24 protein-coding genes, 1 tRNA gene and 1 pseudogene are annotated in these 23412 nt (G+C 64.0%); 6 read left to right on the forward strand and 20 right to left on the reverse strand.

All coding sequences use genetic code 11. The features are described 5' to 3' along the window. Positions 1–37: 37 nt before the first annotated feature. Positions 38–829 (reverse strand): transporter substrate-binding domain-containing protein, encoded by a 792-nt coding sequence (locus tag ACH196_RS28405; RefSeq protein ID WP_396650208.1) that lies wholly within the window; start codon positions 827–829, stop codon positions 38–40. Positions 830–873: 44 nt separating this feature from the next. Further along, entirely contained in the window at positions 874–1686 is an 813-nt protein-coding gene (locus tag ACH196_RS28410; RefSeq protein WP_396650209.1) for an ABC transporter ATP-binding protein, read from the reverse strand. Between the two features lie 871 nt (positions 1687–2557). On the opposite strand from ACH196_RS28410, the gene ACH196_RS28415 reads away from it, so the two are divergent. Further along, positions 2558–3406, forward strand: a complete 849-nt coding sequence (locus ACH196_RS28415) for a dimethylarginine dimethylaminohydrolase family protein (protein ID WP_396650237.1) — start codon at positions 2558–2560, stop codon at positions 3404–3406. 94 nt (positions 3407–3500) lie between these two features. After that, positions 3501–5087: a 5-guanidino-2-oxopentanoate decarboxylase gene (locus ACH196_RS28420; protein WP_396650210.1), complete on the forward strand. Its 1587-nt coding sequence runs from the start codon at positions 3501–3503 to the stop codon at positions 5085–5087. 167 nt (positions 5088–5254) lie between these two features. Here ACH196_RS28420 and ACH196_RS28425 read toward each other — a convergent pair whose 3' ends face one another. The 6 genes from ACH196_RS28425 to aroA form a co-directional block, all read right to left on the reverse strand. Next, on the reverse strand, positions 5255–5452 hold the full coding sequence (locus ACH196_RS28425; RefSeq protein ID WP_396650211.1) for a CsbD family protein: 198 nt from the start codon (positions 5450–5452) through the stop codon (positions 5255–5257). Between the two features lie 153 nt (positions 5453–5605). Next, the gene (rpsA, locus tag ACH196_RS28430; RefSeq protein WP_396650212.1) at positions 5606–7306 is read right to left on the reverse strand and encodes a 30S ribosomal protein S1; all 1701 of its coding nucleotides are present in this window, start codon (positions 7304–7306) and stop codon (positions 5606–5608) included. 200 nt (positions 7307–7506) lie between these two features. Continuing rightward, positions 7507–8157, reverse strand: a complete 651-nt coding sequence (gene cmk / locus ACH196_RS28435) for a (d)CMP kinase (RefSeq protein ID WP_396650213.1) — start codon at positions 8155–8157, stop codon at positions 7507–7509. 72 nt (positions 8158–8229) lie between these two features. Then, positions 8230–8820, reverse strand: coding sequence for a hypothetical protein (locus ACH196_RS28440; protein ID WP_396650214.1), 591 nt, complete (start codon positions 8818–8820; stop codon positions 8230–8232). A 95-nt stretch (positions 8821–8915) separates the two neighbouring features. After that, on the reverse strand, positions 8916–9575 hold the full coding sequence (locus ACH196_RS28445) for an FMN-binding negative transcriptional regulator (protein WP_396650215.1): 660 nt from the start codon (positions 9573–9575) through the stop codon (positions 8916–8918). A 2-nt stretch (positions 9576–9577) separates the two neighbouring features. Then, the gene (gene aroA / locus ACH196_RS28450; RefSeq protein ID WP_396650216.1) at positions 9578–10918 is read right to left on the reverse strand and encodes a 3-phosphoshikimate 1-carboxyvinyltransferase; all 1341 of its coding nucleotides are present in this window, start codon (positions 10916–10918) and stop codon (positions 9578–9580) included. A gap of 206 nt (positions 10919–11124) precedes the next feature. Here aroA and ACH196_RS28455 point away from each other — a divergent pair, with 206 nt between their 5' ends. From ACH196_RS28455 to ACH196_RS28465, 3 genes and pseudogenes are all read left to right on the forward strand, one after another. After that, positions 11125–11505 carry a TIGR02300 family protein gene (locus tag ACH196_RS28455; protein ID WP_396650217.1) on the forward strand — a complete coding sequence of 127 codons (381 nt, stop codon included), beginning with the start codon at positions 11125–11127 and terminating at the stop codon, positions 11503–11505. Positions 11506–11654: 149 nt separating this feature from the next. After that, a tRNA-Ala gene (locus ACH196_RS28460) sits at positions 11655–11730 on the forward strand. 362 nt (positions 11731–12092) lie between these two features. Next, positions 12093–12212, forward strand: a pseudogene (locus tag ACH196_RS28465) (SDR family oxidoreductase); the annotation flags it as partial. Positions 12213–12237: 25 nt separating this feature from the next. Here ACH196_RS28465 and ACH196_RS28470 read toward each other — a convergent pair. From ACH196_RS28470 to ACH196_RS28480, 3 genes are all read right to left on the reverse strand, one after another. After that, a complete protein-coding gene (locus ACH196_RS28470; RefSeq protein WP_396650218.1) occupies positions 12238–13224 on the reverse strand; it encodes a Gfo/Idh/MocA family protein in 987 nt (328 codons plus the stop codon). 78 nt (positions 13225–13302) lie between these two features. Then, on the reverse strand, positions 13303–14145 hold the full coding sequence (locus ACH196_RS28475; protein WP_396650219.1) for an aldo/keto reductase: 843 nt from the start codon (positions 14143–14145) through the stop codon (positions 13303–13305). 79 nt (positions 14146–14224) lie between these two features. Further along, a complete protein-coding gene (locus ACH196_RS28480) occupies positions 14225–15127 on the reverse strand; it encodes a LysR family transcriptional regulator (RefSeq protein WP_396650220.1) in 903 nt (300 codons plus the stop codon). A 98-nt stretch (positions 15128–15225) separates the two neighbouring features. On the opposite strand from ACH196_RS28480, the gene ACH196_RS28485 reads away from it, so the two are divergent. Continuing rightward, a complete protein-coding gene (locus ACH196_RS28485) occupies positions 15226–16221 on the forward strand; it encodes an aldo/keto reductase (RefSeq protein ID WP_396650221.1) in 996 nt (331 codons plus the stop codon). A gap of 73 nt (positions 16222–16294) precedes the next feature. Here ACH196_RS28485 and ACH196_RS28490 read toward each other — a convergent pair whose 3' ends face one another. The 9 genes from ACH196_RS28490 to ACH196_RS28530 all read right to left on the reverse strand — a co-directional run bounded on the left by ACH196_RS28490 (position 16295) and on the right by ACH196_RS28530 (position 23348). After that, positions 16295–16876 carry a 2OG-Fe(II) oxygenase gene (locus ACH196_RS28490; protein ID WP_396650222.1) on the reverse strand — a complete coding sequence of 194 codons (582 nt, stop codon included), beginning with the start codon at positions 16874–16876 and terminating at the stop codon, positions 16295–16297. Positions 16877–16970: 94 nt separating this feature from the next. Further along, positions 16971–19379: a phenylalanine--tRNA ligase subunit beta gene (pheT, locus tag ACH196_RS28495; RefSeq protein WP_396650223.1), complete on the reverse strand. Its 2409-nt coding sequence runs from the start codon at positions 19377–19379 to the stop codon at positions 16971–16973. Beyond that, entirely contained in the window at positions 19376–19804 is a 429-nt protein-coding gene (locus ACH196_RS28500; protein ID WP_396650224.1) for a GFA family protein, read from the reverse strand. Before ACH196_RS28500 ends, pheT begins: the two co-directional genes overlap by 4 nt. A 22-nt stretch (positions 19805–19826) precedes the next feature. After that, entirely contained in the window at positions 19827–20105 is a 279-nt protein-coding gene (locus ACH196_RS28505) for a DUF2442 domain-containing protein (RefSeq protein WP_396650225.1), read from the reverse strand. Next, complete coding sequence (locus ACH196_RS28510) at positions 20074–20322, reverse strand: DUF4160 domain-containing protein (protein ID WP_396650226.1); 249 nt, start codon at positions 20320–20322, stop codon at positions 20074–20076. Before ACH196_RS28510 ends, ACH196_RS28505 begins: the two co-directional genes overlap by 32 nt. 3 nt (positions 20323–20325) lie before the next feature. Then, on the reverse strand, positions 20326–21423 hold the full coding sequence (pheS, locus tag ACH196_RS28515; protein WP_396650227.1) for a phenylalanine--tRNA ligase subunit alpha: 1098 nt from the start codon (positions 21421–21423) through the stop codon (positions 20326–20328). A 127-nt stretch (positions 21424–21550) separates the two neighbouring features. Then, entirely contained in the window at positions 21551–21952 is a 402-nt protein-coding gene (rplT, locus tag ACH196_RS28520; protein ID WP_349004975.1) for a 50S ribosomal protein L20, read from the reverse strand. A 27-nt stretch (positions 21953–21979) separates the two neighbouring features. After that, a complete protein-coding gene (gene rpmI / locus ACH196_RS28525; RefSeq protein WP_349004976.1) occupies positions 21980–22189 on the reverse strand; it encodes a 50S ribosomal protein L35 in 210 nt (69 codons plus the stop codon). Between the two features lie 175 nt (positions 22190–22364). Then, the gene (locus ACH196_RS28530) at positions 22365–23348 is read right to left on the reverse strand and encodes a lysylphosphatidylglycerol synthase domain-containing protein (RefSeq protein WP_396650228.1); all 984 of its coding nucleotides are present in this window, start codon (positions 23346–23348) and stop codon (positions 22365–22367) included. Positions 23349–23412: the final 64 nt, after the last annotated feature.

Raw genomic sequence — 23412 nt, forward strand, 5'->3', positions numbered from 1 at the left:
GCGGCCGGTCAGGCCGCGTCCCTTGCCGATGGTGAGATCAGTTCGACTGCGCCGCCGCGCCGTAGACGTCGAAGTCGAAATATTTCTTGGTGATCTCGTCGTATTTGCCGTTGTCGCGGATCGCCTTGATGCCGGCGTTGATCTTGTCCTTCAGCGCCGCGTCGTCCTTGCGCAAACCTGCGCCGACGCCGGGTCCGAGCACCTCGTCATCGGGCGCGACATAACCCTTGAGATCGCAGCATGCCTTGCCGCCGTCTGACTTCAGGAAAGCGTCGAGCGCGATCGAGTCTGCCTGGGTAGCGTCGATGCGGCCGGCGGCGAGATCCTGATTGGCCTCGTCCTGGGTCTGGTATTCCTTGATTTCGGCGGCCTCGGTGAAATGCTTCTTGGCGTAGGCGGCGTGCACGGTCGACACTTGTACGCCGATGATCTTGCCCTTCAGCCCTTCCGGCGAGGCATCGAACTTCTGGCCCTTCGAGCCGATCACGGCGGTCGGGGTGTTATAATATTTGTCGGAGAAGTCGATCGTCTTCTTGCGCTCGTTGGTGATCGTCATGGAGTTCATGATCGCGTCGATCTTCTTGGAAGTCAGCGCCGGGATCAGGCCGTCCCACGGGATGGGGGTCAGCGTGCAGGTCAGCTTTTCCGCGTCGCAGATGGCGTTGATGATCTCGACCTCCCAGCCGCCCCAGTTGCCGGAGGCGTCCTGCGAATAGAAGGGCGGATAGGCTTCGGGCGAGAAGCCGACCTTGACCTCTTCGGCCTGCGCCAAGCCTGCGCCAAGCGCCAGGCCAGCGACCGTGGCAAGGACTGCCAACATTTTTTTCATATCGAAATATCTCCCATTTTGTTGTTGGTTCCCTTCTCCTCCGCTCAGTGGATGTTGCGGAGAAACTGTTTCAGGCGCTCCGATTTCGGCGCCCCGAAAAGCTGGTCCGGGGGGCCTTCCTCCTCGACCAGCCCGTTGTAGAGATAGACGACGTGGCTCGCGACCTGGCGCGCGAACTTCATCTCGTGGGTGACCAACACCATGGTGCGGCCCTCTTTCGCCAGGTCGCCTATGACCTTCAGCACCTCGCCGACGAGTTCGGGGTCGAGTGCAGAGGTTGGCTCATCGAACAGCATGACGCGCGGCTGGATGGCGAGCGCCCGGGCGATCGCGCCGCGCTGCTGCTGGCCGCCGGACATGAAGGACGGATAGACGTCGCGTTTTTCGGCGAGACCGACGCGGGCGAGCAGCTTTTCGGCTGTCGCCACCGCCTCGTCGCGCGGGACGCCGAGCACATGGATCGGCACCTCGATGACGTTCTCCAGCAGCGTCATGTGGCTCCACAGGTTGAAGTTCTGGAACACCATGCCGAGCTTCGAGCGGATGCGCTCGATCTGGCGGCGGTCGGCGGGAACCGATCCGCCATGCCCGTCCGGCTTGAGTTTGATCTCCTCGCCATTGACGCGGATGATGCCGCTGGTCGGGTTTTCCAGGCAGTTGATGCAGCGCAGCAGCGTCGACTTGCCGGAGCCGCTGCCGCCGATAATGGCCACCACCTCGCCGTCGCGGGCCGATAGCGAAACGCCTTTCAGCACATGCAACGGGCCAAATTTCTTGTGAAGATTCTCGATGTGGATCGCCTCGGCGGCGGCCTTGCCGTCCGATTCGGTCGACGTGTCGATCTTGACCGCGGTCATCAGCGACCGCCCCCATATACAACCATGAAACGCCGGTGCACTTGTTACGCAATCCTGGCTTTGTTCCCCGAATGCAGCATGGACTTTCCGTATCGTGTCCGTCAACCCGCCATCACCCATCGTCGGAAAGCGTGTTTTATCCTCGCCACGCCCTGCTTTTTGCAGTCTGGCCATTGTCAAAGAACGCTCCCAGCCGCGGAGGGAGAAGTCGGGAAGCGGGCGCAAAAGCCTTGCCTCACGAGAATTGAATGCGGCGCAGCTTCCGCGCCCGCCGGCGATTTTTGGCCTCGTCCCGTTCCGCTTCGCCTTGCTCCGGCTCCGGCATTTTCGCCTCGGCTGGCCCGGTCTTAAGCACTCGTCCAGTGCGCCCCGACCGTAGTGTCGGGGGAGGAACCTTCGGACAAAACCTCCCCGGCCATGCCGCTTCGTCGGCAGCATGACGGAGGCGCCGGTTCCTCCCCACTAACGAACGACTCCGGAAGCGTTCCCGGCGGGAGAAACTGCGGAGGATTATGCGGCAGGTTTCGAGGGCGGGGATGAGATTGGCGCAAATTTTTCAGAAGGCACTCGCACCGAAGAATCGCCTTCGAGCGATTTCAATGGGTTGGCGCGGTCAGAACGGCTCCACCAAAAAACTTTCCTCAAAAATGCACATTTTTCATCCCCGTTTTCGGGCCGCCGTGCTGCGTTTTGCGGGAGCGCCAGAGCGTTTCGTCGGGCGGAGAAAATCCGCGCGAATGGCGCAAGCGCGAAGGCGAATGCCGGTGCTGGCCCTTGCGGGCCACGTTGCCGCGTGGATATTTCTGACGTTTGCGATTGGGAGCAGGACTTCATGAACGTGGCCGCAGCGAAAATTTACGGGTCGCAGTCCATGGCCGGTGCATTGAAGCGGGTGCTGATGCGCCGCGCATCTTCCGCCATGCGCGGAGCCGATGCAAAACGCTGGCATTATGGTCCAGGGTTCGATCCCGCCAAGGCAGCGATCCAGCATGACGCGCTGGCGAACCTGGTGGCCGACTCGGGCGCTGATATCGAATGGCTGGACGACACGGAGGATGGCCTCGCCGATTCCGTCTTCACCCACGATCCGTCTGTTGTGACCGACCATGGCGCCGTCATCCTTTCCATGGGCAAGGTTTTGCGCGAACCGGAGCCGGCGCTGCATGAAGCCGCCTATGCGCGGCTCGGCGTGCCGGTGCTTGGCCGCATCGAGCCGCCCGGCAAGGTGGAGGGCGGCGACTGCGTCTGGGTGGACCGCACGACGCTGGCGATCGGCCGCGGCGTTCGCACCAATCAGGACGGCATCCAGCAGATCGCCAACCTTTTGTCGCCGCACGGGATTTCCGTTTATGGTTTCGACCTGCCGCTGTGGCACGGCGAGGAAGCCTGCCTGCATCTGATGTCGGTGATCAGCCCGCTGGCCGACGATCTGGCGCTGGTCTACGCACCGTTGCTGCCAGCCGCCTTCTACCAGATGCTGAAAGCCAAGGGCATCCGGCTGGTCGAAGGCGATGCCGACGAGTTCTTCGCGTCCCACGGGCTAAGCCTCAACGTGCTGCCGACCGCGCCACGCGAGGTGATCGCTGTGGCGGGGTTTCCGAAGACGCAGGCGGCCATGGAGACCGCCGGCTGCACCGTGGCGACCTTTGAAGCCGATGCGCTGTGCATTGCCTGCGAGGGCGGGCCGACCTGCCTGACGCGTCCGGTGCTGAGGGGGTAGTGCGAATGTTGCAAGGTGAGGCGCCGCCCCTCATCCGGCCCTTCGGGCCGTCCTGCGGACCTCCCCGTAAACGGGGTGAAGGTAAGGAGGCACCATGACCACCATCGGCGAGGCTCTCGTCTCACTGCTTGAACGCCACGGCGTCGACACCGTGTTCGGCATACCGGGCGTGCATACGGTCGAGCTCTATCGCGGACTGGCAAGTTCAAAAATCCGCCACGTCACGCCCCGCCACGAACAGGGCGCAGGTTTCATGGCCGATGGATACGCCCGCGCCAGCGGCCGGCCGGGGGTTGCCTTCGTCATCACCGGCCCCGGCCTGACCAACACGATCACCGCAATGGCGCAGGCGCGCGCCGATTCCGTGCCGATGCTGGTGATATCGGGTGTCAACGCCCTGGCTTCGCTCGGCAAGGGTTTTGGTTACCTGCACGAACTGCCCGACCAGCGCGGCATGATGGAGAAGGTGGCGCTGTCGTCGACGCGCGTCGAGAGCGCAGCAGAATTGCAGCCGGCGATGGACCGCGCTTTCGCGCTGTTCAGGACGGGCCGGCCCGGGCCGGTGCATATCGAGATTCCGCTCGACGTTATGGGCAAGCCGGCAACGCTGCTCAAGCCGATCGAACCGGTCGACCTGCCCGAGCCGGACCATGCGGCTGTCGTCGCTGGCGCGCGGCTGATCGCGCAGGCGGTGCGCCCGGTCATCCTCGCCGGCGGTGGCGCGCGAAACGCTGGCGCAGCCCTCACGATTCTTGCGGAGCGCCTCGATTCACCGGTCGTGCTGACGGCGAACGCACGCGGCCTGTTGCATGGCCATCCGCTCGTCGTACCCGCCAGCCCAAGCCTCAAGTCCGTGCGAACTCTGATCGGCGCGGCCGATCTCGCAATTGCCGTCGGCACCGAATTTGGCCCGACCGATTACGACATGTATGCCGATGGCGGCTTTGTTTTTCCGACCAATCTGGTCCGGATCGACATCGACGCCGAGCAGCTCGACCGGCGTCCGGCTTTCGTCAAGATCGAGGCGGACAGCAGGATGGGGCTGCAGGCGATCCTTGGCACCCTGTCGGACCGCGCCGGTCCCTCCGGCACGTCCGATGGCGAAGGACGCGCCGAAGAATGCCGTCAGGCCGCGCGCGCCGAGCTGGCGCGGCTTGGGCCGGCGCTTCCGTCTCAGCTAGAAGCTGTGGAGGCCATCCGCAACGCGTTGCCCGGCGCGCTGATCGTCGGGGATTCGACCCAGCCGGTCTATGCCGCCAACCTCTATTACGACCATGACCGACCGGGCGGCTGGTTCAACGCCGCGACCGGCTATGGCGCTCTGGGCTATGGTCCGCCGGCGGCGATCGGCGCGGCGCTGGCGATGCTGGACGTTCCGGTCGTCTGCCTCAGCGGCGACGGCGGTTTTCAGTTCACGCTGCCGGAAATCGCCGCGGCGGTGGAAATGCAGGCCGGCGTGATCTTCGTGGTGTGGAACAATCGCGGCTATCGCGAGATCGAGGTGTCGATGCGCGATGTCGGCGTCGAACCGGTCGGCGTTTCGCCGGCTCCGCCGGATTTCAGGAAGATCGCCGAGGCTTATGGCATGCCCTATGCCAGGGTGACGACTGCGGCTGAACTCGCTTCGCAGCTTCGCATCACGGCTGAGCGTCCGGCGATGATCGAATATCGGGTGGATTGATATCAAGGGCCGGAATCAACGCCCTTGGTGCCGGTCCGAAATTGCTGCTGTCTCGACGGCTTGCCGTTTCGGATCGTCGGAGACAGGCTGCAAGTTCACTGAAGCTATCCCAAAAAGAAACCCGCCGGGTCGCCCCGGCGGGATCGAAAGATGGTGGAGTGGTTTCGTCAGTGACGGGACAGCCAGGTGTCGATATCCTTCTCCGCGGCATCCTGGGCCTGGCCATAACGCTCCTGCAAGCGCCCGGCCAGTTCGCGCCTGTTGCCCTTGATCACGTCGAGGTCGTCATTGGTGAGCTTGCCCCATTGCTTCTGGACCTTGCCCTTGAACTGCTCCCAATTGCCTTCAACCTGATTCCAGTTCATGTCGCATCTCCTGGGTTGTTTTCTTGACGGCGCCTGGCGCCTGTCGGGAGATGAACGCCCGGCCATAGACGAGGTTCCCAACGAAAAAGCCCCGCCGGATCGCTCCGGCGGGGCTTTTCGTTTTTCAGGCAGCGGCTCGAAGGCCGCCGTCGGTCAGTTGCGGCCCTTGAGCGCGGCGCCAAGAATGTCGCCGAGCGAAGCGCCGGAATCGGTCGAGCCGTACTGGGCGACCGCTTCCTTCTCCTCGGCGATTTCCAGCGCCTTGATCGAGACCTGCACCTTGCGGGTCTTCTTGTCCCAGGCGATCACGCGCGCATCGACCTTCTGGCCGACCGTGAAACGCTCCGGGCGCTGCTCGTCGCGGTCGCGGGAAAGGTCCGCGCGGCGAATGAAGGACTCGACACCGCTCTCGACCAGCCGCACCTCGATGCCGCCGTCCTTGATACCGGTGACCTCGCAGGTGACGACCGCGTTCTTGCGCAGGTCGCCGCCGGCCTCGCCGCCAGCCGACGAAGCGGCGGTGCGCTGCAACTGCTTGATGCCCAGCGAGATGCGCTCCTTGTCGATGTCGACGTCGAGCACCTGCGCCTTCACCATCTGGCCGCGCTGGTACTCCTCGATGACCTGCTCGCCCGGACGGTTCCAGTCGAGGTCGGAGAGGTGCACCATGCCGTCCACATCGCCGTCGAGGCCGATGAACAGGCCGAACTCGGTCTTGTTCTTGACCTCGCCCTCGACCTCGCTGCCGACCGGATGGTTGGCCTGGAAGGCCTGCCACGGGTTTTCCAGCGTCTGCTTGAGGCCCAGCGAGATGCGGCGCTTGGCCGGATCGACCTCGAGCACCACCACGTCGACTTCCTGGGTCGTCGACAGGATTTTTCCGGGATGCACGTTTTTCTTCGTCCAGCTCATCTCGGAAACGTGGATCAGGCCCTCGATGCCCGGCTCCAGCTCAACGAAGGCGCCGTAGTCGGTGATGTTGGTGACCGTGCCGCGGATCTTCTTGCCGATCGGGAATTTCGAGCCGATGTCGGACCACGGATCGCTCTCGAGCTGCTTCATGCCGAGCGAGATGCGGTGGGTTTCCTGGTTGATGCGGATGATCTGCACCTTGACCGTCTGGCCGATGTTCAGGATCTCGGTCGGATGGTTGACGCGGCGCCATGCCATGTCGGTGACGTGCAGCAGGCCGTCGATGCCGCCGAGGTCGACGAACGCACCGTAGTCGGTGATGTTCTTGACCACGCCCTCGACCACCTGGCCCTCTTCGAGGTTCTGGACGATCTCGGAGCGCTGCTCGGCGCGGCTCTCTTCCAGCACGGTGCGGCGCGAAACGACGATGTTGCCGCGGCGGCGATCCATTTTGAGGATCTCGAAGGGCTGCGGGTTGTGCATGAGCGGGGTGACGTCGCGGATCGGGCGGATGTCGACCTGCGAACGCGGCAGGAAGGCCACGGCGCCGTCGAGATCGACGGTGAAGCCGCCCTTGACCTGGTTGAAGATGACGCCTTCGACGCGCTCACCCTTGTTGAATTTCTCTTCGAGCTTGACCCAGCTCTCTTCGCGGCGGGCCTTGTCGCGCGACAGCATGGCTTCGCCCAGCGCATTCTCGATGCGCTCGACATAGACCTCGACGCGGTCGCCGACCTTCATCTGGCCGTCCTTGGCCTTGGCGCCGAATTCCTTCAGCGGCACCCGGCCTTCGACCTTCAGGCCGACGTCGATGATGGCCATGTCCTTTTCGATGGCCGTGACAGTACCGCGAACGACCTGGCCTTCGCCGGAATGGCCGCTGGAAAACGACTCGTCGAGAAGGGCGGCGAAATCGTCGCGGGATGGGTTGGATTGAGACATTGTTTCTCCTGAAAGCCTCGCGGCTTGGGCGAGGCGGCGCCGTGGGTTCGTGTTGCGTTGGCCTGCCGGCATTCCGGGTCTTCGAAAACCCGAAGCCGCTTCGAGGCGGCGGACCGGCGCAAGAAAATGCTGGCAGGCTGGTTCCGACCTTCGATCAAACGGCGGCGGCCGCCCTTGAGGCAAAACCGATCCGAGAAATCTCAGGATGCGTTCTGCCCGGCAAGGACGCCGTCTATGATCGCCCTGGCTGCGCGGAACGCGGCTTCTATAGACATTTCCGACGTGTCGAGCAAGTGCGCGTCGGCGGCGGGCTTGAGCGGCGAGTCGGAACGGCCCATGTCGCGTTCATCGCGGCGGCGGATGTCGTCGAGGATTTCGGCAAGCCCCGCATGGCCGCCGCGGCCCTCGATGTCGCGCAGGCGACGCGCCGCGCGTACTTCGGCGCTCGCCGTGACATAAAGTTTCACCGGGGCCTCGGGGCAGACCACCGTGCCGATGTCGCGGCCGTCGAGCACGGCGCCGCCGGGCTGCGCGGCGAAGGTGCGCTGCTTGTCGACCAGGATGCGCCGCACCTCGGGGATAACAGCCACCTTCGAAGCCGCGTCGGCAACGGCATGGGCCGACAAAGCGTGCTTGTCGAGATTGCCGAGGTCGACCTGCCTCGCAGCTTCGATGGCATGGGCGTCGTCGTCGAGCGGCCAGCCCTTTTGCAGCATCATGTGCGCCACGGCGCGATAGGTGAGGCCGGTATCGAGATGGCCGAGATGATAATAGTCGGCGATGCGGCGGGCCAACGTTCCCTTGCCGGAAGCGGCGGGGCCGTCGATGGCGATGGTGAGTGATTTTTCCATGGCGGCGCACATGAAGGAGAAATGCCGCGAGCGCAACGGCTAACTCGCGCCGACATCTGACGCCCCGATGTCTCAACCTTTCCCGAGAGGCATCCGGCCGCTCCTAATTCGGACCATCAGCCAACAAAACGGGATGCTCAGAACGAAACATGCCGTTGATAACGTGAGGGAGAAGAGGGGAGGCACCTGATCCGGAAAACCGCCGAACAGATGCTTAAGAATGATGAATGCGCTGGAAACCAGCATCAGGAACGGCGCGGCCCGAAGCGCGAATCTGTGGCGCGCAGGCATGATCGACCACAAACTGGCCAGCAGGTATCGTATCTCAGGCAGTTCGATCTGCGTCTCTGAAACCGGTGCTTGCCGGATAATGTTTTTGCGGCGCCGCTCCAAGTGCAAGCCTATTGGTGTCGCAACCGTCAAAATAGCGCCCACGCAGGCCAGCACGGTCGGGAGACCGAGATGGCCGGAAAGCCAGGACAGAATCGCCACCAGCATCGGAATGCCAGCTACGTATCCGACCACGACCTGCCACCGGAGCAGCTTACCAATCTCGGCATCCTGCTCCTCGGACAACACATATGTTGGTTCGTTCCGCACCGGCCGATAGAGGATCATCCCATCGGGACGTTCCTGCCTATTAATATTGATCCAATCATCCATCGTTGGGCCGTCCGGTGACCGCGCAACAATATCAAAGAGCGCCTTACGAAGTGTGACCAGGTTTCCAAGATGGCAGCCCGCTCATCGCCTGGGGATTATCCCTTCGGTTCGCGTTTCCGATAGCCGTATTCCCGCACCAGTTCCGCCATCTCGGCGTTCACATGCGGCTGGTCCGGCTGCTCCAACCCCTCGATCACCTCGGCGACATCGGCCGCCGGCCGATTCTGGCTCACCTTCCATTTGCCAAAAATGTCGGTGATCTCGATCTCGACGCCGACGATGCCCTTGATCTGTGCCGCAATGAAGGCGTCGGGTGCATCCTCCACCGCCCAGGGCGCAGCACGCTTGCCCTCATGATCGCCGGTCAACGCGCCGATCTGCCGGCGCAGCCAGTCAAAATCCTCGATGACGGCCGCCTTGCCCTTTATCTGAACCATCGCGTAGTTCCAGGTCGGCACGACTTTTCCGGTCTCACGCTTGGTCGCGTACCAGGAAGGGGTGATGTAGTTTTCGGCGCCCTGGAAGACGACGAGCGGCGCGGCGCCGACAAGCAGTTCTTTCCACTGGCCATTGGCCCGCGCCATATGCACCTGCAGCGTGCCCTTGGCGCCGCGCGCCGCGTCGAGATGGAACGGCAGCGGATTGGCGGTCGGGCCCTCTGCGCCAGCAGTGATCAGCAGGCCCAGCGGATGCGCGCGGATCAGCGCGTGCTGAACGCCGAGATCGTCTTCGCGGTGGTGCGGCGGCTGATACATTTTTATTCGATCTCCGCTCCCAACCCCGCCATCAGCCCCATGAATTCGGGAAAGCTGGTGGCGATCATCGCCTGGTCGTCGACGGCCACCGGCTTTTCGGTGGCCAGGCCGAGCACCAGGAAGGCCATGGCGATGCGGTGGTCGAGATGCGTGACGACCGTGCCACCGCCAAGACCCTTGCCGCCCGGTTTTCCACGCACCAGCAGCGTTTCCTTGCCCTCGTCGCAGTCGACCCCGTTGGCCTTGAGACCTGCGGCAACCACCGACAACCGGTCGGATTCCTTGACGCGAAGCTCTTCCAGCCCCTGCATCAGCGTATCGCCCTCGGCGAAGGAGGCGGCGACGGCGAGTACCGGATATTCGTCGATCATCGACGGCGCGCGCTCCGGCGGCACGGTCACGCCCTTCAACTCGGATGATCGCACGCGCAAGTCGGCGACGTCCTCGCCACCGGCATTGCGGCGGTCGATGAGTTCGATGTCGGCGCCCATTTCCAGAAGCGTGGTGATCAGGCCGGTGCGGGTCGGGTTCATCAGCACGTTCTCGATCAGCACGTCCGAGCCCGGCACGATGAGCGCGGCGACGAGCGGGAAGCTGGCGGAAGAGGGATCACCGGGGACGGCAATGGTCTGGCCGGTTAGCTTGCCCTGCCCTTCGATGCGGATGTGGCGCACACCGTCCCTGTCCGTCTCCACATCAAGCTTGGCGCCAAAGCCTTTCAGCATCTTTTCAGTGTGGTCGCGCGTCATCACCGGCTCGATCACCGTGGTGATACCCGGCGTGTTGAGGCCGGCGAGCAGCACCGCCGACTTCACCTGTGCGGAAGCCATCGGCACGCGATAGGCAATGGGTGCTGCGTGGCGCGGGCCGTGCAAGGTGATCGGCATGCGGTCGCCGGCGGCGGCTTCCAGCACCTGCACGCCCATCTGGCGTAGCGGGTCGAGCACGCGGCCCATCGGCCGCTTCGACAGCGAGGCGTCGCCGATGAAGGTGGTCTTCATGTCGTAAGTGCCGACCAGCCCCATGGTGAGGCGAGAACCGGTGCCGGCATTACCGAAATCGAGCGCCGCCGCCGGCTCCAGCAGGCAGCCATTGCCGACGCCGCTGATGATCCATTCGCCACCGCGCTTGTCGATTTTCGCGCCCATCGCCTTCATCGCCTCGCCGGTGCGCATCACGTCCTCGCCTTCCAGCAGGCCGGTGATGCGGGTCTCGCCGGAGGCCAGGCCGCCGAACATGAAGGAGCGGTGCGAGATCGACTTGTCGCCAGGAATCCGGACGGTTCCCTTGAGCGCGGGAGACTTTCTGGCCGTCGCCGGCCGCGCGCCGCCTTGATGGGACATTTCCTGACCTCGTCGCTGACGCCGGCGGTGCGGCGTCGGTGTTTCATCATTCGCGGCGGTCTCCTATCATGGAGTCCATGGGCGGTCATCCCCTCGCGCGGGAGCCGGAAAGCCGCATTTTCGCTGGAAAAAATCGTGTGGTTTTGGCTTTGACAGGGCAATCAACTGCGGTTAAGGGGACCGTTCTTTCAGGACGAGGCTAAGACGTGGCAAAAGAAGAACTCGGCACCAAACGGATAGACCCGGAAACGGGCCGGAAATTCTACGATCTGAACAAGGATCCGATCGTCTCCCCCTATACCGGCAAAACATATCCCCGTACCTATTTCGATTCGGCGAGCGCCAAGCCCGCCGACGACGAGGAGGCCGAGGAGCGCGAGGTCGACGCCGAAGACGAAACCGCCGATGTCGTTTCGCTCGAGGAAGCCGATGACGAGGCCAAGGGCGGCAGCGACGATCTGCCCGATCTGGGCGACGACGAGGTCGATCTGGGCGACGAGGAAGAAGACGTGTTCCTCGAGGATGAAGAGGAAGACGGCGACGACGTTACCGGGATTGTCGGCGTCGGTGAGGACGACGAGGTGTAAGATCTTTCCGGCTGCGTCGTCGCGGCCGGAAAATTGCCTCCAGGGGAGGCTTGATATTACGGAAAGGCGGGTTTAGAAGCCGCCTTCTGCGACGGCCCCTCGGGGCCGTCTCCCAACGCCCGCAAGGGCACCGGCTCTGCCGGACGGATGGGGCCATAGCTCAGCTGGGAGAGCGCCTGCATGGCATGCAGGAGGTCAGCGGTTCGATCCCGCTTGGCTCCACCAAATTTTTTCCGCCTTGCGACGGTGAGACGACGGGATAGAGGCTCCCGGGATTTCGGTCGGTCTGGCAGGTGATCAATCGCCGCTCTCGACAATTCCGCTTTCCACAGTTGCAATCGGAAGCGCGGTCTCCAGACCAGGATAGAGCGGCAAGCCACCAGCAATTGAAGAAGCTGCTCTCCGGCAAACGCGGCCGGGGCGACAGCCGATGATGTGGACCGGTCTTCATTCGGTCCTTGTGACCGTCATCCCGGACGTTCGTGCGACCTCGACGTGCAGGGTATCAGGCCTCGCGCGCAGGATAGGCGCAAGACCGCCCAAGATCGGAACGCAGTTGTCGATCGGCTCGCCGAACGGCTTTCGCGGCGCTCGGGCGGCTCGGACAGGATGCGGAGATTGCCGGCATGGTCGCCTATCTCGCCGGCCCGGAGGCGCGGTTCATCACCGGCGCCGCACTCACCATCGACGGCGGCTATCTCGCCTGAGCGGCGCCGGACGCCTGCCGATCGATCAAACCGGCTCCCAGCCGTCCTTGCTGGCGGCACGGAAGATCGCGTCGATGACCTTCTGGTTCTTCGCCGAATTCTCCAGCGTGAAGACTTCGTCGCCGCCGCCCTGCGCGGCGCGGGCGAAGGTCTCGACCTCCAGCCGGTACTGGCGCGTCGCCGGGAAGCGGAACACGGTCGCCTCGGTGTGGTTCTGGTTGTGCAGTTCTATGCGGTGATGGTCATAGTCGCCCGCGTTGAACGGCGCGTGCACCTCGATGAAGCCTTTTTCGCCGTGGAAGACCATGAACTGGCGGAGCGCCATCTGCGTCGAGCAGTAGAAGGTCAAGTGGAAATCGCCGAAATCCGCCTTGGTGCTCGAATAGGTGTCGGTGCCGAATTTCGGGTCCCGCTCGACCGTCGACTGGATGCGCAGCGGTTCCTTGCCGGTGACGAAGCGGGTCGAGACGGTCGGATAGACGCCGATGTCGGGCAGCGCACCGCCGCCGAGCTCCGGAATGTTGCGCATGTTGGTGGCATCAACATTGTAATAGGAAAAGGCGCCCTGCACGTGGCGCAGCCGGCCGATGGCGCCGCCCTGCACCAGTTCGCGGACCTTGATCCATTGTGGGTGGTAGACCACCATGAAGGCTTCGCAGACGAGCACCTTGTTGCGATCGCGCGCGGCGATCACCTCGGCGATATCCTTTGCGTCAAGCGCCAGCGGCTTTTCCACCAACACATGCTTGCCGGCGTCGGCCGCCTTGATGGCCCACTCGACGTGCTGCGAAGTCGGCAGCGGGATGTAGACGCCGTCGATCGTGTCGGAGGCCAGCATCTCCTCGTAGGAGCCGAAGGCATGCGGCGCGCCAAAACGGTCGGCCAGCGCCCGGGCCTTGGCCACGTCGCGGCTCGCCACCGCGGTCAGCACGCCGTTCTCGGCATCCTGGATGGCCGGCAGCAACTGCTCGCGCCCGATTTTTGCCGTCGACAGAACACCCCAGCGAAACATTTTTCCATCCCTCGAATTAAAAGCCGGCGGACCCTAGCGCATGGCCGGTTGCAAGGGAACCTCAAGAACGGCGGCGGCTCAAATCATCTCCAGCCGCTGCTTGCGGCGTGGCGGCGGAAAGGCGGCGTCGAGGTCGGAAAGGTCGGCAGGCGTCAGTTGCAGGTCGAGCGCGGCGCGGTTGTCGCGCACATGTTTTGGCTGCGTCGCCTTAGGGATGGCGATGATGTGGGGATGGCGCAGCGTCCAGGCGAGCGCAACCTGCGCGGCGCTGACGCCGTGGCGCGCCGCAACCTGGCCGAGACGTGCATCCCTGGTCAGGTCGCCCTGCCCGACCGGTGAATAAGCCATGACCGGCAGGCCACGCGCCGCCGCCTGTGGTAGCAGGTCATATTCGATGCCTCGCGCCGACAGATTGTAGAGCACCTGGTTTGTCTCGACGCCCGAGCCGTCGGTATCCGCCAGTTCCTCCATATCCTCGGTGTCGAAGTTGCTGACGCCCCAATGCAGGATCTTTCCGGCCGCCTTCAAATCCTCCAAGACCCCGACCGTCTCGGAAAGCGGCACGCCGCCGCGCCAGTGCAGCAGATAGAGGTCGAGCCTGTCGGTGCCGAGACGTTTCAAGCTGGCCTCGCAGGCGCGCATCGTGCCGGCGCGCGAGGCATTGGAGGGCAGCACCTTGCTGACCAGGAAAACCTCGTCGCGGCGGCCGGCGATCGCCTCTCGCACCACCTCTTCCGAGCCGCCCGAAGCATACATCTCGGCTGTGTCGATCAGCGTCATGCCAAGATCGAGCCCGAGTTTGAGGGCCGCCACCTCATCGGCGTGCTTGCGCCGGTCCTCGCCCATCTTCCAGGTGCCGAGGCCGAGCACCGGCACGTCGACGCCGGAGGGCAGGCGGGTGGTGCGGACGGCGGAGAGCATACGATACTCCTTCAATGGACCGGATTGCGCCTTTGCACTCAGACGCTGCAACGGATCATAGCATCAAGCCGCAAAGCGGCTAGCCAGGCGGCGCGCCACTGTAGCGGAAGAAATCGACGAAGGCTCGCAATGCGGGCCGCATGTGGCGTCTGCTCGGATAGTAGACATAAAAGCCGTCGAAGGACGGACACCAGTCTTCCAAAACGCGCACCAGCGCGCCATCGGCAATCGCCTCAGCGACATAGTCCTCGAAGACAAAGGCGACGCCGGCGCCGTTCAGCGCGGCCTCAACGATCAATCGGTCCTCACCAACGATCAACGGCCCGTTGACGGCGATCTCGAGTTCCTTGCCGTCCTTCTCGAATTCCCATCGATAGAGCACGCCGCTCGAAAAGCGGAAGCGAACGCAGCGATGTTCGCCAAGTTCTTGCGGATGAACGGGCCGCTGCCTGGTCTTGAAGTAGGAAGGCGCGGCCACGACGGCGCCGCGCATCGGCGGCCCGATCCGCACCGCGATCATGTCGTTCTGCAGGCTCTCGCCGAGCCTGACACCGGCATCGAACCCGCCCTCCACGACGTCGGTGAACCGGTCGTCGACGACAATCTCCAGCACGATATCGGGATAGGCCGTGGCGAAAGCTCCAAGCCGCGGCGCAAGCGTCAGTTGTGCCGCCGTTCGCGGCACGGTCAGCCGCAGGTTTCCCGCCGGCGCTTCCCGGGACTCGATGGCGGATTCCAGCGCCAGATCGATTTCGGACAGGGCCGGGCGCAGCCGTTCCAGCAATTGCGCGCCCGCTTCCGTCGGCGCAACGCTGCGCGTGCTGCGGGCAAGCAGCCTGATCCCAAGCCCCTCCTCCAGACTCGAAATCGCGTGGCTTATCGCCGACGGTGCGATGCCGAGTTCCCTGGCCGCACCGCGAAAGCTGCCAGCCTGCGCGACGGCGGCGAGGACGGCGAGCTGCGGCAAATGGTTCCTTTTCATTGATCTATTTTATGGAACGGCCCGTGCATTCCAAGCGCATTATCGAACAAGCGGAAGACCACTACCTTCGCTCCATCGCGAGAACAGAGGAGCGATTGATGCAAAACCGCAAACTTGGACCCGAAATCGATGTGTTTCCGGTCGGCCTCGGCTGCATGGGCATGAGCTTCGCCTATGGCGGGCAGGATGAGACCGACGCCATCCGCACCCTTCACCATGCCGTCGACCTCGGCGTCACCTTCTTCGATACCGCGGAGATCTACGGACCGTTCGACAATGAGGTGCTGGTTGGCAAGGCACTGCGGCCGGTCCGCGACCGCGTGGTCATCGCCACGAAGTTCGGCTTCAAGATCTCCGACCAGGGCAAGGGCATCGAACGCATGACCGGTCTCGACAGCCGGCCGGAACACGTGAAGGCGGTCGCCGAAGCTTCCCTGAAGCGGCTCGGAATCGAGGCAATCGACCTGTTCTACCAGCACCGCGTCGACCCTACCGTGCCGATAGAAGACACGGTCGGCGCCATGGCCGATCTCGTGCGCGAGGGCAAGGCCAAGGCGCTCGGCCTGTCGGAAGCGAGCGCAGCGACAATCCGGCGCGCCCACGCCGTACATCCGATCGCCGCTGTGCAGAGCGAATATTCGCTGTGGACCCGCGACCCCGAGACGGACGTCCTGCCCGTGCTGCGCGAGCTCGGCATCGGCTTCGTACCCTACAGCCCGCTCGGGCGCGGCCTTCTGGCCGGCGCCATCCGCAAGCCGGAGGAACTTGGCCCCGACGACTGGCGACGGACCCTGCCCCGCTTCCAGGCCGACAACATGACAGCGAACGCGGCTATCGTCGAGAAACTCGGGCAAATGGCGGAAGAAAAAGGCGTGACCTCGGCCCAACTGGCGCTGGCCTGGGTGCTGCATCAGGGCGACTCCATCGTACCGATCCCCGGTGCGCGGAAGATCCAACATCTCGAACAGAACACCGAAGCCGCGACGATTTCGCTGACTGCCGCCGAACTCGCCGCCATCGGCGAAGTCGCGTCACCGCACAAGGTCGCGGGCAAGCGCTACACCGAAGCGGCGCTGGCGCTGGTTAACGGTTGATTCTGGCTTGGGGATGCAGGGAATCGGGGCGCCAATGCGCACCGATTCCCATCTGCAGGACACCCGTTTCTGGTCAACTGCGCCGGTACATGACGTCCGTCCGCAGAACGTATTTGCGGCCCAATACCACCTCGTCGCCGCGATGCTCGAGCGGATGATAGAAGGCCAGCGCCATTCCCTTGCTTGGCTTCACGTCGAGGCGGAAGCCGGAATAGCCCGGTATCTCACCGCGAAACGACGTGCCGCCGCCCTCGAAACCATCCGAGAGGTAGATCATGAAGGTGAACTGGCTGCGCTCGCCGTTCGGACGCTCGAAATAGCCGTCATTGTGCCAGTCGAATTTCTGGCCAGGACCGTAGCGATAGAAACGGAACCGCTCGTTCAAACCGGAGATCCGCCAGTCGCCAAACCGCGCATAGAGGAGCGGCTTGGCGCGGGCGAAAAACAGGTCGGCAAGGTCTTCGTCGTCGAAGATCACGCGATCGTTGTCGCGCAGATATTTTTCCACCGACGCCCTGCCGCCATTGCTGACAGTGGCTTCCTCAAAACCGCGCCGCTCGCTATCGGCGATCAATTCGGCGCATTCCCGGTTGTCAAGGAATCCGTCGATCGTGCCGATATGCGTGGCAAGCCATTTCGTGGCGAGTTTTTCCATTGCCGTGAGTCACCCATGCGCCGACCGGTATACTGACTATTCGGACAGCCGGCGCGGACTGGCGGAGAACCCCGCTCTCCACCATCGCGGCGGATCACCCCCTCAGTACCCCACCTGTCTGCTTCCTGACATTCTCGACGATCCGCCCGGCCAGCGCCTCGAAATCCTCGTCGGTGAGCGTGCGCTCGGCCGGCTGGATGGCAACTTCGATCGCCACGGATTTCTTGCCCTCGCCCAGCGACGCGCCCTCGAAAATGTCGAAGACCGAGACGCCGGCGATCAGTTTTTTGTCGGCGCCGGTGGCGGCCCGCACGATCGCACCGGCCTCGACGCCGCGATCGACGACGAAGGCGAAGTCGCGCTTCACCGCCTGGAAGGCGGACAGTTCCAGCTTGGGTTTTGTGCGGGTCGGCTTGGCCTTCGGCTCGGGGATGGCGTCGACGAACACCTCGAAGCCGCAGAGCGGGCCGGATACGTCGAGCGTTTCCAGCGTTTTCGGATGGAACTCGCCGAAGGTGCCGAGCACGGTCTTCGGCCCGAGTTTTATCACCCCCGAGCGGCCGGGGTGGTACCAGGCCGGGCCGCCGGCCTCGACCTGCAGCTTGTCCACCGGCGCGCCGCACGCTTCCAACGCCGCGATGGCGTCGGCCTTGGCGTCGAACACACCGACCGGCTGCGCGTTGCCGGCCCAGTGACGGCCCGCGCCGTCCAGCTTCGCCGTGCCGCGCCGGACGCCGGCAGCAATACGACGCTGGTCCGACGGAGTGTCGCCCTCATAGGTGCCCGACACTTCGAACAGGGCGACGTCGCCAAAACCCCGGTCGGCGTTGCGCTGGGCGGCGGCGATCAGGCCGGGCAGAAGCGAGGGCCGCATGTCCGACATGTCGGCTGCGATCGGGTTCACCAGTTTCAGCTCCGGCTTGCCGCCACCAAAAACCTCGGCGTGCTTTTGTGGGATGAACGACCAGGTGACGGCCTCCATCATGCCGCGCACGGCGAGCGCGCGTTTGGCAGCGCGGCTGCGGATCTGCAGCGTCGTCAGGATTTTTCCGTTCACGGCCTCGTGGTTAGCCATGGGCTGCGGCGCGATTTCGTCGACGCCATGGATGCGCATCACCTCCTCGACCAGGTCGGCCTTGCCGTCGACATCCGGCCGCCAGGAGGGGACGATCACGTCGACGACGTCGCCGTCTCCCTTGGGCTCGAAGCCGAGGCGGGTCAGGATGTCGAGGCTTTCAGCTTTCGGGACATCGAGTCCGGTCAGGCGCTTCACCTCCGAGACCGGGAAGGAGACGATTTTCGGCGTGTGGCCGGCGTAGCCGACGACCTCCGTGCGGGTCGGCACGCCGCCGCAGAGGTCGAGCACCATCTGCGTCGCCAGTTCGAGGCCGGGGACCATGAATTCCGGATCGACGCCGCGCTCGAAGCGGTAGCGGGCATCGGTGATGATGCCCAGCGTGCGGCCTGTGCGCGCGATGTTCAGCGGCGCCCAGAGTGCCGATTCGATCAGCACGTCGGTGGTGTTTTCGTCGCATCCGGAATGCTCGCCACCCATGATGCCGGCGATGGATTCCACGCCGTCGTCGTCGGCGATGACGCACATGTCGGGGGTGAGCGTGTAGGGCCGCCCGTCCAGGGCCAGCACCATCTCGCCCTCGGCCGCGCGGCGCACGACGAGATTGCCGGCGACCTTCTTCGCGTCGAACACATGCAGCGGCCGGCCGCGGTCGAAGGTGATGTAGTTGGTGATGTCGACCAGCGCGTTGATGGGGCGCAGGCCGATGGCGATGAGCCGCTGCTGCAGCCATTTCGGCGATGGGCCGTTTTTCACGCCACGAACGAGGCGCAACGCGAAGCCGGGGCACAGCTCCGGCGTCTCGATCGTCAGCTTCACCGGGCAGTCGCCCTCGCCGGCAATGGGCTCGACCGGGGCGGCCTTCAACCGGCCAAGGCCGCTGGCGGCGAGGTCGCGGGCGATGCCGTGCACGCCGGTGGCGTCGGGATGGTTGGGCGTCAGGTTGATCTCGATGACCGGGTCGTCGAGCTTCGCCCAATGCGCGTAGGGTGTTCCGACCGGCGCGTCGGCGGGAAGCTCGATGATGCCGTCATGCGCGTCGGAAAGCTCAAGCTCGCGTTCCGAGCACATCATGCCGCGGCTCTCGACGCCCCTGATCTTGCCGACGCCGAGCGTAATGCCGGTGCCGGGGATGTAGGCGCCCGGCGCGGCGAAGGCGCCGACCAGGCCGGCCCGCGCGTTGGGCGCGCCGCAGACAACCTGCACGGGCGGCTTGCCGTCGCCGGTGTCGACCATCAGCACGCGCAGCTTGTCGGCGTCGGGATGTTTTTCCGCCGTGAGCACTTTTGCGATGACGAAGGGTTTTAGCGCGGCCTTGTCGTCGACCGACTCGACTTCGAGCCCGATCGAGGTCAGCCGCTCGACGATCTCATCGAGCGAGGCGTCGGTCTCGAGGTGTTCCTTGAGCCAGGAAAGGGTGAGTTTCATGCGTCGGTTCCGTCGGGTCTGGGTACGCTTGTCTTTACGTGGCGCGGCAGGCTGTCCGGCATATGGACGAAGGGCAGTTGCGAGCGCACGTAGGAATGGTGGGTGGGCTTGTACAGCGCGGGCTGGTCCATCGCGCCGAGCATGAAATAGATGCGGTCGCCGATGCGGGCGTCCGTATAGGCGATGGGCGAACCGCAGACCGAGCAGAAACTGCGGGTCACCGGGCCGTTGTCGAAACGGGCGAGCGAATCGCCGCGCAGCGTGACTTCATCGGCCATGAAGCCGACATAGGCCGCGACCGGGGCGCCCGTAGCCCGCCGGCAGTCGTCGCAATGGCAATAGCTGACGTGGTGCGGCGTGGCGGTCGCCTCGAAGCGCACCGCGCCGCAGCGGCATCCGCCGGTGTGATGGGCGACCTCGGACATTGTTCTCCCCGGTGCCCGCCTGCTATTCCGCCGCCACAGCAGGCTTGACTGCCTTCGGATATTTCCAGCCGGACAGCATTCCGCGAACCGAGAGGTCCTCGTCGACATCCGGCCAATGAACACCGTCAAGCATCATGCAAACGTTGTTGCGCTGGCCCGGTGACGCGGACGCCAGTCGCGGATACCACCACAGGGGCGTCACCACTTCCCGGCCGTCGGCAAGGCGGACGTGCAAATGCGTGGGATCGCACCACGCCTCGATCGGCCGATCACTCTCCGAATATGTCTCTGAAGAACTCATTCCATGCCTCCAGAAATTCATCCCTGTGTTCGTTCGACACTTCGATAATACGCTTCAGGTCGGACGCCTTGAAGCCTTGATGTTCGGCGAACCGGACCGGCTCCAGCCAGATCTTCGCTTTACCGCCCTGCCCTTCCGCATGAATATGCGGAGGCTCCCGCATGTCGGAACCATAGAAATGGAACCGGATGCCGTATTTGCGAAGGACGGTCGGCATCGCCTAGCTGCTCAGCCCTCCGAACAGCGTCGGCAGGTCGAGCGGGCGGAAACCGTAGTGCTGCAGCCAGCGCACGTCGGCGTCGAAGAAGGCGCGCAGGTCCGGCATGCCGTATTTCAGCATGGCGATGCGGTCGATGCCCATGCCCCAGGCGAAACCCTGGTATTCGTCAGGGTCGAGCCCGCCATGGCGCAGCACGTTGGGATGCACCATGCCGCAGCCCAAAATTTCCATCCAGTCACTGCCCTCGCCGAAGCGCACTTCGCCCGGCCGCGAGCGGTCGCACTGGATGTCGACTTCCAGCGACGGCTCGGTGAACGGGAAGAAGCTCGGCCGGAAGCGCATCTTGACCTGCGGAACCTCGAAGAAGGCTTTGCAGAACTCTTCCAGCACCCATTTCATGTTGGCGACGTTCGCCGTCTTGTCGATCACTAGCCCCTCGACCTGATGGAACATCGGCGAATGGGTGGCGTCCGAATCCTGCCGGTAGGTTTTTCCCGGTATGACGATGCGGATCGGCGGCTTTTGCGCTTCCATGGTGCGGATCTGCACGGGCGAGGTGTGGGTGCGCAGCACCTTTCGCTCGCCGGTGGCATCCGGCGGCAGGAAGAAAGTGTCGTGCATCTCGCGGGCCGGATGGCCGACCGGGAAGTTGAGCGCCGTGAAATTGTAGTGATCGGTCTCGATGTCCGGGCCTTCGGCGACCGAAAAGCCCATGTCGGCGAAGATCGCGGTGATCTCGTCTATGACCTGGCTGATCGGATGGATGCGGCCGCGCTCGGCCGGTGACTGGCGAACAGGGAGCGTCACGTCGACCTTTTCGGCGGCGAGGCGCGCGGCAATCGCCACGTCCTTCAGTTCGGCCTTGCGGGCGGCGAGCGCGTCGGTGACGCGGTTCTTGAGGCCGTTGAGCGCCGGCCCCATCGACTGGCGCTCCTCCGGGCTCATGGCGCCGAGCGTCTTCATGCGCTCGGAGATCGAGCCCTTCTTGCCGAGGGCTGCGACGCGCACGGCTTCGATCGCCTGCTCGTCGGATGCCGCGGCGATGTCGGCCAGCAGGGCGCTTTCCAGCGTTTCAATGTTCGAAGCTGCGACGTTCACGGTCAAACTCACGGTTCAAAGTTGATTTTCACGTTGGAAGTGAAAGCCGGGCATAAGAAAAACCCGCGCCAGCCCTGCCAGCGCGGGTTTCCCAAATCAGAATTTCGAAAGCTTGGGAAGGCGCTGGTTAGGCTACAGCGCTCTCAAAAGCGTTCGGGGTGGTGTTCTTCAGGTATTCGAGCGCGACCTTGGCCTTGCCGACGAGTGCGGCGAAAGCCTGCGGCTCGTGGATCGCCATGTCGGACAGCACCTTGCGGTCGATCTCGATGCCGGCCTTGTTGAGGCCGTCGATGAAGCGGCCATAGGTCAGGCCGTGCTCGTGCACCGCCGCGTTGATGCGCTGGATCCACAAAGCGCGGAAGTTACGCTTGCGCACCTTGCGGTCGCGATAGGCGTACTGCATCGACTTTTCGACCGCCTGCTTGGCGATGCGAATGGTGTTCTTGCGGCGGCCGTAGAAACCTTTAGCGGCGTCCAGGACCTTCTTGTGCTTGGCGTGGGCGGTGACGCCTCTCTTTACGCGTGCCATGTCATGATCTCCTTATTCGTTCCGGGCTCAGAGTCCGCCGCCATTGGGCAGAAAGTTCTTCACGACCTTCTCGCCGTCGGCCTTGAACAGAACCATCGTGCCGCGCGCGTCGCGGATGAACTTGTTGGAACGCTTGATCATGCCATGCCGCTTGCCGGCGGCAGCGGCCAGCACCTTGCCGGTGCCGGTGATCTTGAACCGCTTCTTGGCGGCCGATTTGGTCTTCATCTTGGGCATTTTGCTACTCCTATGCGGGGCTTCAATCGCCCCTGTTGTTGTTTCCGGAGCCGACCAAAGCCCGGAAAGCAAATGAAACCGCCACGGCATGCCCTGCCGGGCGGTTTTTTCAGAACGCGGCCTTATAGCGGCGAGTCTGGAAAAGTGCAACGGGCTGGATTGAATCCTTTTTCCGTTATTCGGCGCCATGTATACGGCCGCGCCTTGCTCCTGTCAGCATCGGCAGGATCAGCGATACGGCGGTTCCGGCAAGCGCGGAAACGATCGTCAGCAGATGGGTGTTGATGCTCGCCTTGGCGAGAACGGCGAGGTCCATGGTCTGTTTGCCGGCGCCGAAGGCGGCCGCTCCCGTGGCGATGCCAGCCGGATAGGTGCCGACGCCGCCCGGCGCATGCACCGGCAGCACGGAAGAAAGTTCGCCGCCGAGCGCGCCGCCGAAGCAGGCGGCAAGCGGGCCGACGCCCATCAGCGCCAGCACCCAGGCAAGCACCAGCACCTTGACGCCCCAGTTCACCACGGTCAGCACCCAGGCGCGGATGAACGCCGCGAGGTTTTGCGGGATGCCGTCGGCGATCCGGTCGACCAGACCGGAGAATTTTGCCGGAAGTTTTCGCCGCGCAAAGCCCAGCACCGGATCGCGGAACGGGAAGACAAGAAGCGGCGACACCAGGAACAGGAGCCAGAGACCGCAGGCCCATAATTCGTAGCCGGTTCCCGCGACAAGGCCCACGCCGGCCGCCGCCAGCAGCGCGTGCAGGTCAAGCAGCCTCAGCACCAACAGAGCCGATGTACCGTGGGCCAGCGGCACGCCGAATTCGGAGCGCATCAACAGCGGAAAGCTGGTCTCGCCCGCGCGGAAAGGCAGCATGATATTCAGGATATTGTGGACCTGCGTCACCCGCAGCAACCAGACAAACCGGCCGGACGTTTCGCGCGGGAAATAGTCGTGGATGCGGTGGGCACGCACGAAATAGGTCGCCACCAGCAGGGCGAGCGCCAGAAGGATCGTGCCGATGCCGACCTCGCGCCAGGCGGCGAGGATGGATGGCCAGCCCCACACCCACTGCACGAAGAGCGCGTAGAGAAGGATCACCGCCACGGCGAGCAATACGATCCTGTTCTTCACGAACCAGTTCCGCCGGGTAACGCCCTCAGCCATGCCGCCGCCCTTGCCCGTGATTGTCTAACATCGGCCGCTGCTGTAACAGGGCGGCCCAAAGCCG

Source organism: Mesorhizobium sp. IMUNJ 23232 (genome assembly GCF_044326205.1).
Taxonomy (GTDB): domain Bacteria; phylum Pseudomonadota; class Alphaproteobacteria; order Rhizobiales; family Rhizobiaceae; genus Kumtagia.

Excerpts from the sequence above, each read along its gene's own strand:
- ACH196_RS28405 (WP_396650208.1), bottom strand. The coding sequence starts at position 829 with ATGAAAAAAATGTTGGCAGTCCTTGCCACGGTCGCTGGCCTGGCGCTT.
- ACH196_RS28410 (WP_396650209.1), bottom strand. The coding sequence starts at position 1,686 with ATGACCGCGGTCAAGATCGACACGTCGACCGAATCGGACGGCAAGGCC.
- ACH196_RS28415 (WP_396650237.1), top strand. The coding sequence starts at position 2,558 with ATGGCCGGTGCATTGAAGCGGGTGCTGATGCGCCGCGCATCTTCCGCC.
- ACH196_RS28420 (WP_396650210.1), top strand. The coding sequence starts at position 3,501 with ATGACCACCATCGGCGAGGCTCTCGTCTCACTGCTTGAACGCCACGGC.
- ACH196_RS28425 (WP_396650211.1), bottom strand. The coding sequence starts at position 5,452 with ATGAACTGGAATCAGGTTGAAGGCAATTGGGAGCAGTTCAAGGGCAAG.
- rpsA (WP_396650212.1), bottom strand. The coding sequence starts at position 7,306 with ATGTCTCAATCCAACCCATCCCGCGACGATTTCGCCGCCCTTCTCGAC.
- cmk (WP_396650213.1), bottom strand. The coding sequence starts at position 8,157 with ATGGAAAAATCACTCACCATCGCCATCGACGGCCCCGCCGCTTCCGGC.
- ACH196_RS28440 (WP_396650214.1), bottom strand. The coding sequence starts at position 8,820 with ATGGATGATTGGATCAATATTAATAGGCAGGAACGTCCCGATGGGATG.
- ACH196_RS28445 (WP_396650215.1), bottom strand. The coding sequence starts at position 9,575 with ATGTATCAGCCGCCGCACCACCGCGAAGACGATCTCGGCGTTCAGCAC.
- aroA (WP_396650216.1), bottom strand. The coding sequence starts at position 10,918 with ATGTCCCATCAAGGCGGCGCGCGGCCGGCGACGGCCAGAAAGTCTCCC.
- ACH196_RS28470 (WP_396650218.1), bottom strand. The coding sequence starts at position 13,224 with ATGTTTCGCTGGGGTGTTCTGTCGACGGCAAAAATCGGGCGCGAGCAG.
- ACH196_RS28475 (WP_396650219.1), bottom strand. The coding sequence starts at position 14,145 with ATGCTCTCCGCCGTCCGCACCACCCGCCTGCCCTCCGGCGTCGACGTG.
- ACH196_RS28480 (WP_396650220.1), bottom strand. The coding sequence starts at position 15,127 with ATGAAAAGGAACCATTTGCCGCAGCTCGCCGTCCTCGCCGCCGTCGCG.
- ACH196_RS28485 (WP_396650221.1), top strand. The coding sequence starts at position 15,226 with ATGCAAAACCGCAAACTTGGACCCGAAATCGATGTGTTTCCGGTCGGC.
- ACH196_RS28490 (WP_396650222.1), bottom strand. The coding sequence starts at position 16,876 with ATGGAAAAACTCGCCACGAAATGGCTTGCCACGCATATCGGCACGATC.
- pheT (WP_396650223.1), bottom strand. The coding sequence starts at position 19,379 with ATGAAACTCACCCTTTCCTGGCTCAAGGAACACCTCGAGACCGACGCC.
- ACH196_RS28500 (WP_396650224.1), bottom strand. The coding sequence starts at position 19,804 with ATGTCCGAGGTCGCCCATCACACCGGCGGATGCCGCTGCGGCGCGGTG.
- ACH196_RS28505 (WP_396650225.1), bottom strand. The coding sequence starts at position 20,105 with ATGAGTTCTTCAGAGACATATTCGGAGAGTGATCGGCCGATCGAGGCG.
- ACH196_RS28510 (WP_396650226.1), bottom strand. The coding sequence starts at position 20,322 with ATGCCGACCGTCCTTCGCAAATACGGCATCCGGTTCCATTTCTATGGT.
- rplT (WP_349004975.1), bottom strand. The coding sequence starts at position 21,952 with ATGGCACGCGTAAAGAGAGGCGTCACCGCCCACGCCAAGCACAAGAAG.
- rpmI (WP_349004976.1), bottom strand. The coding sequence starts at position 22,189 with ATGCCCAAGATGAAGACCAAATCGGCCGCCAAGAAGCGGTTCAAGATC.
- ACH196_RS28530 (WP_396650228.1), bottom strand. The coding sequence starts at position 23,348 with ATGGCTGAGGGCGTTACCCGGCGGAACTGGTTCGTGAAGAACAGGATC.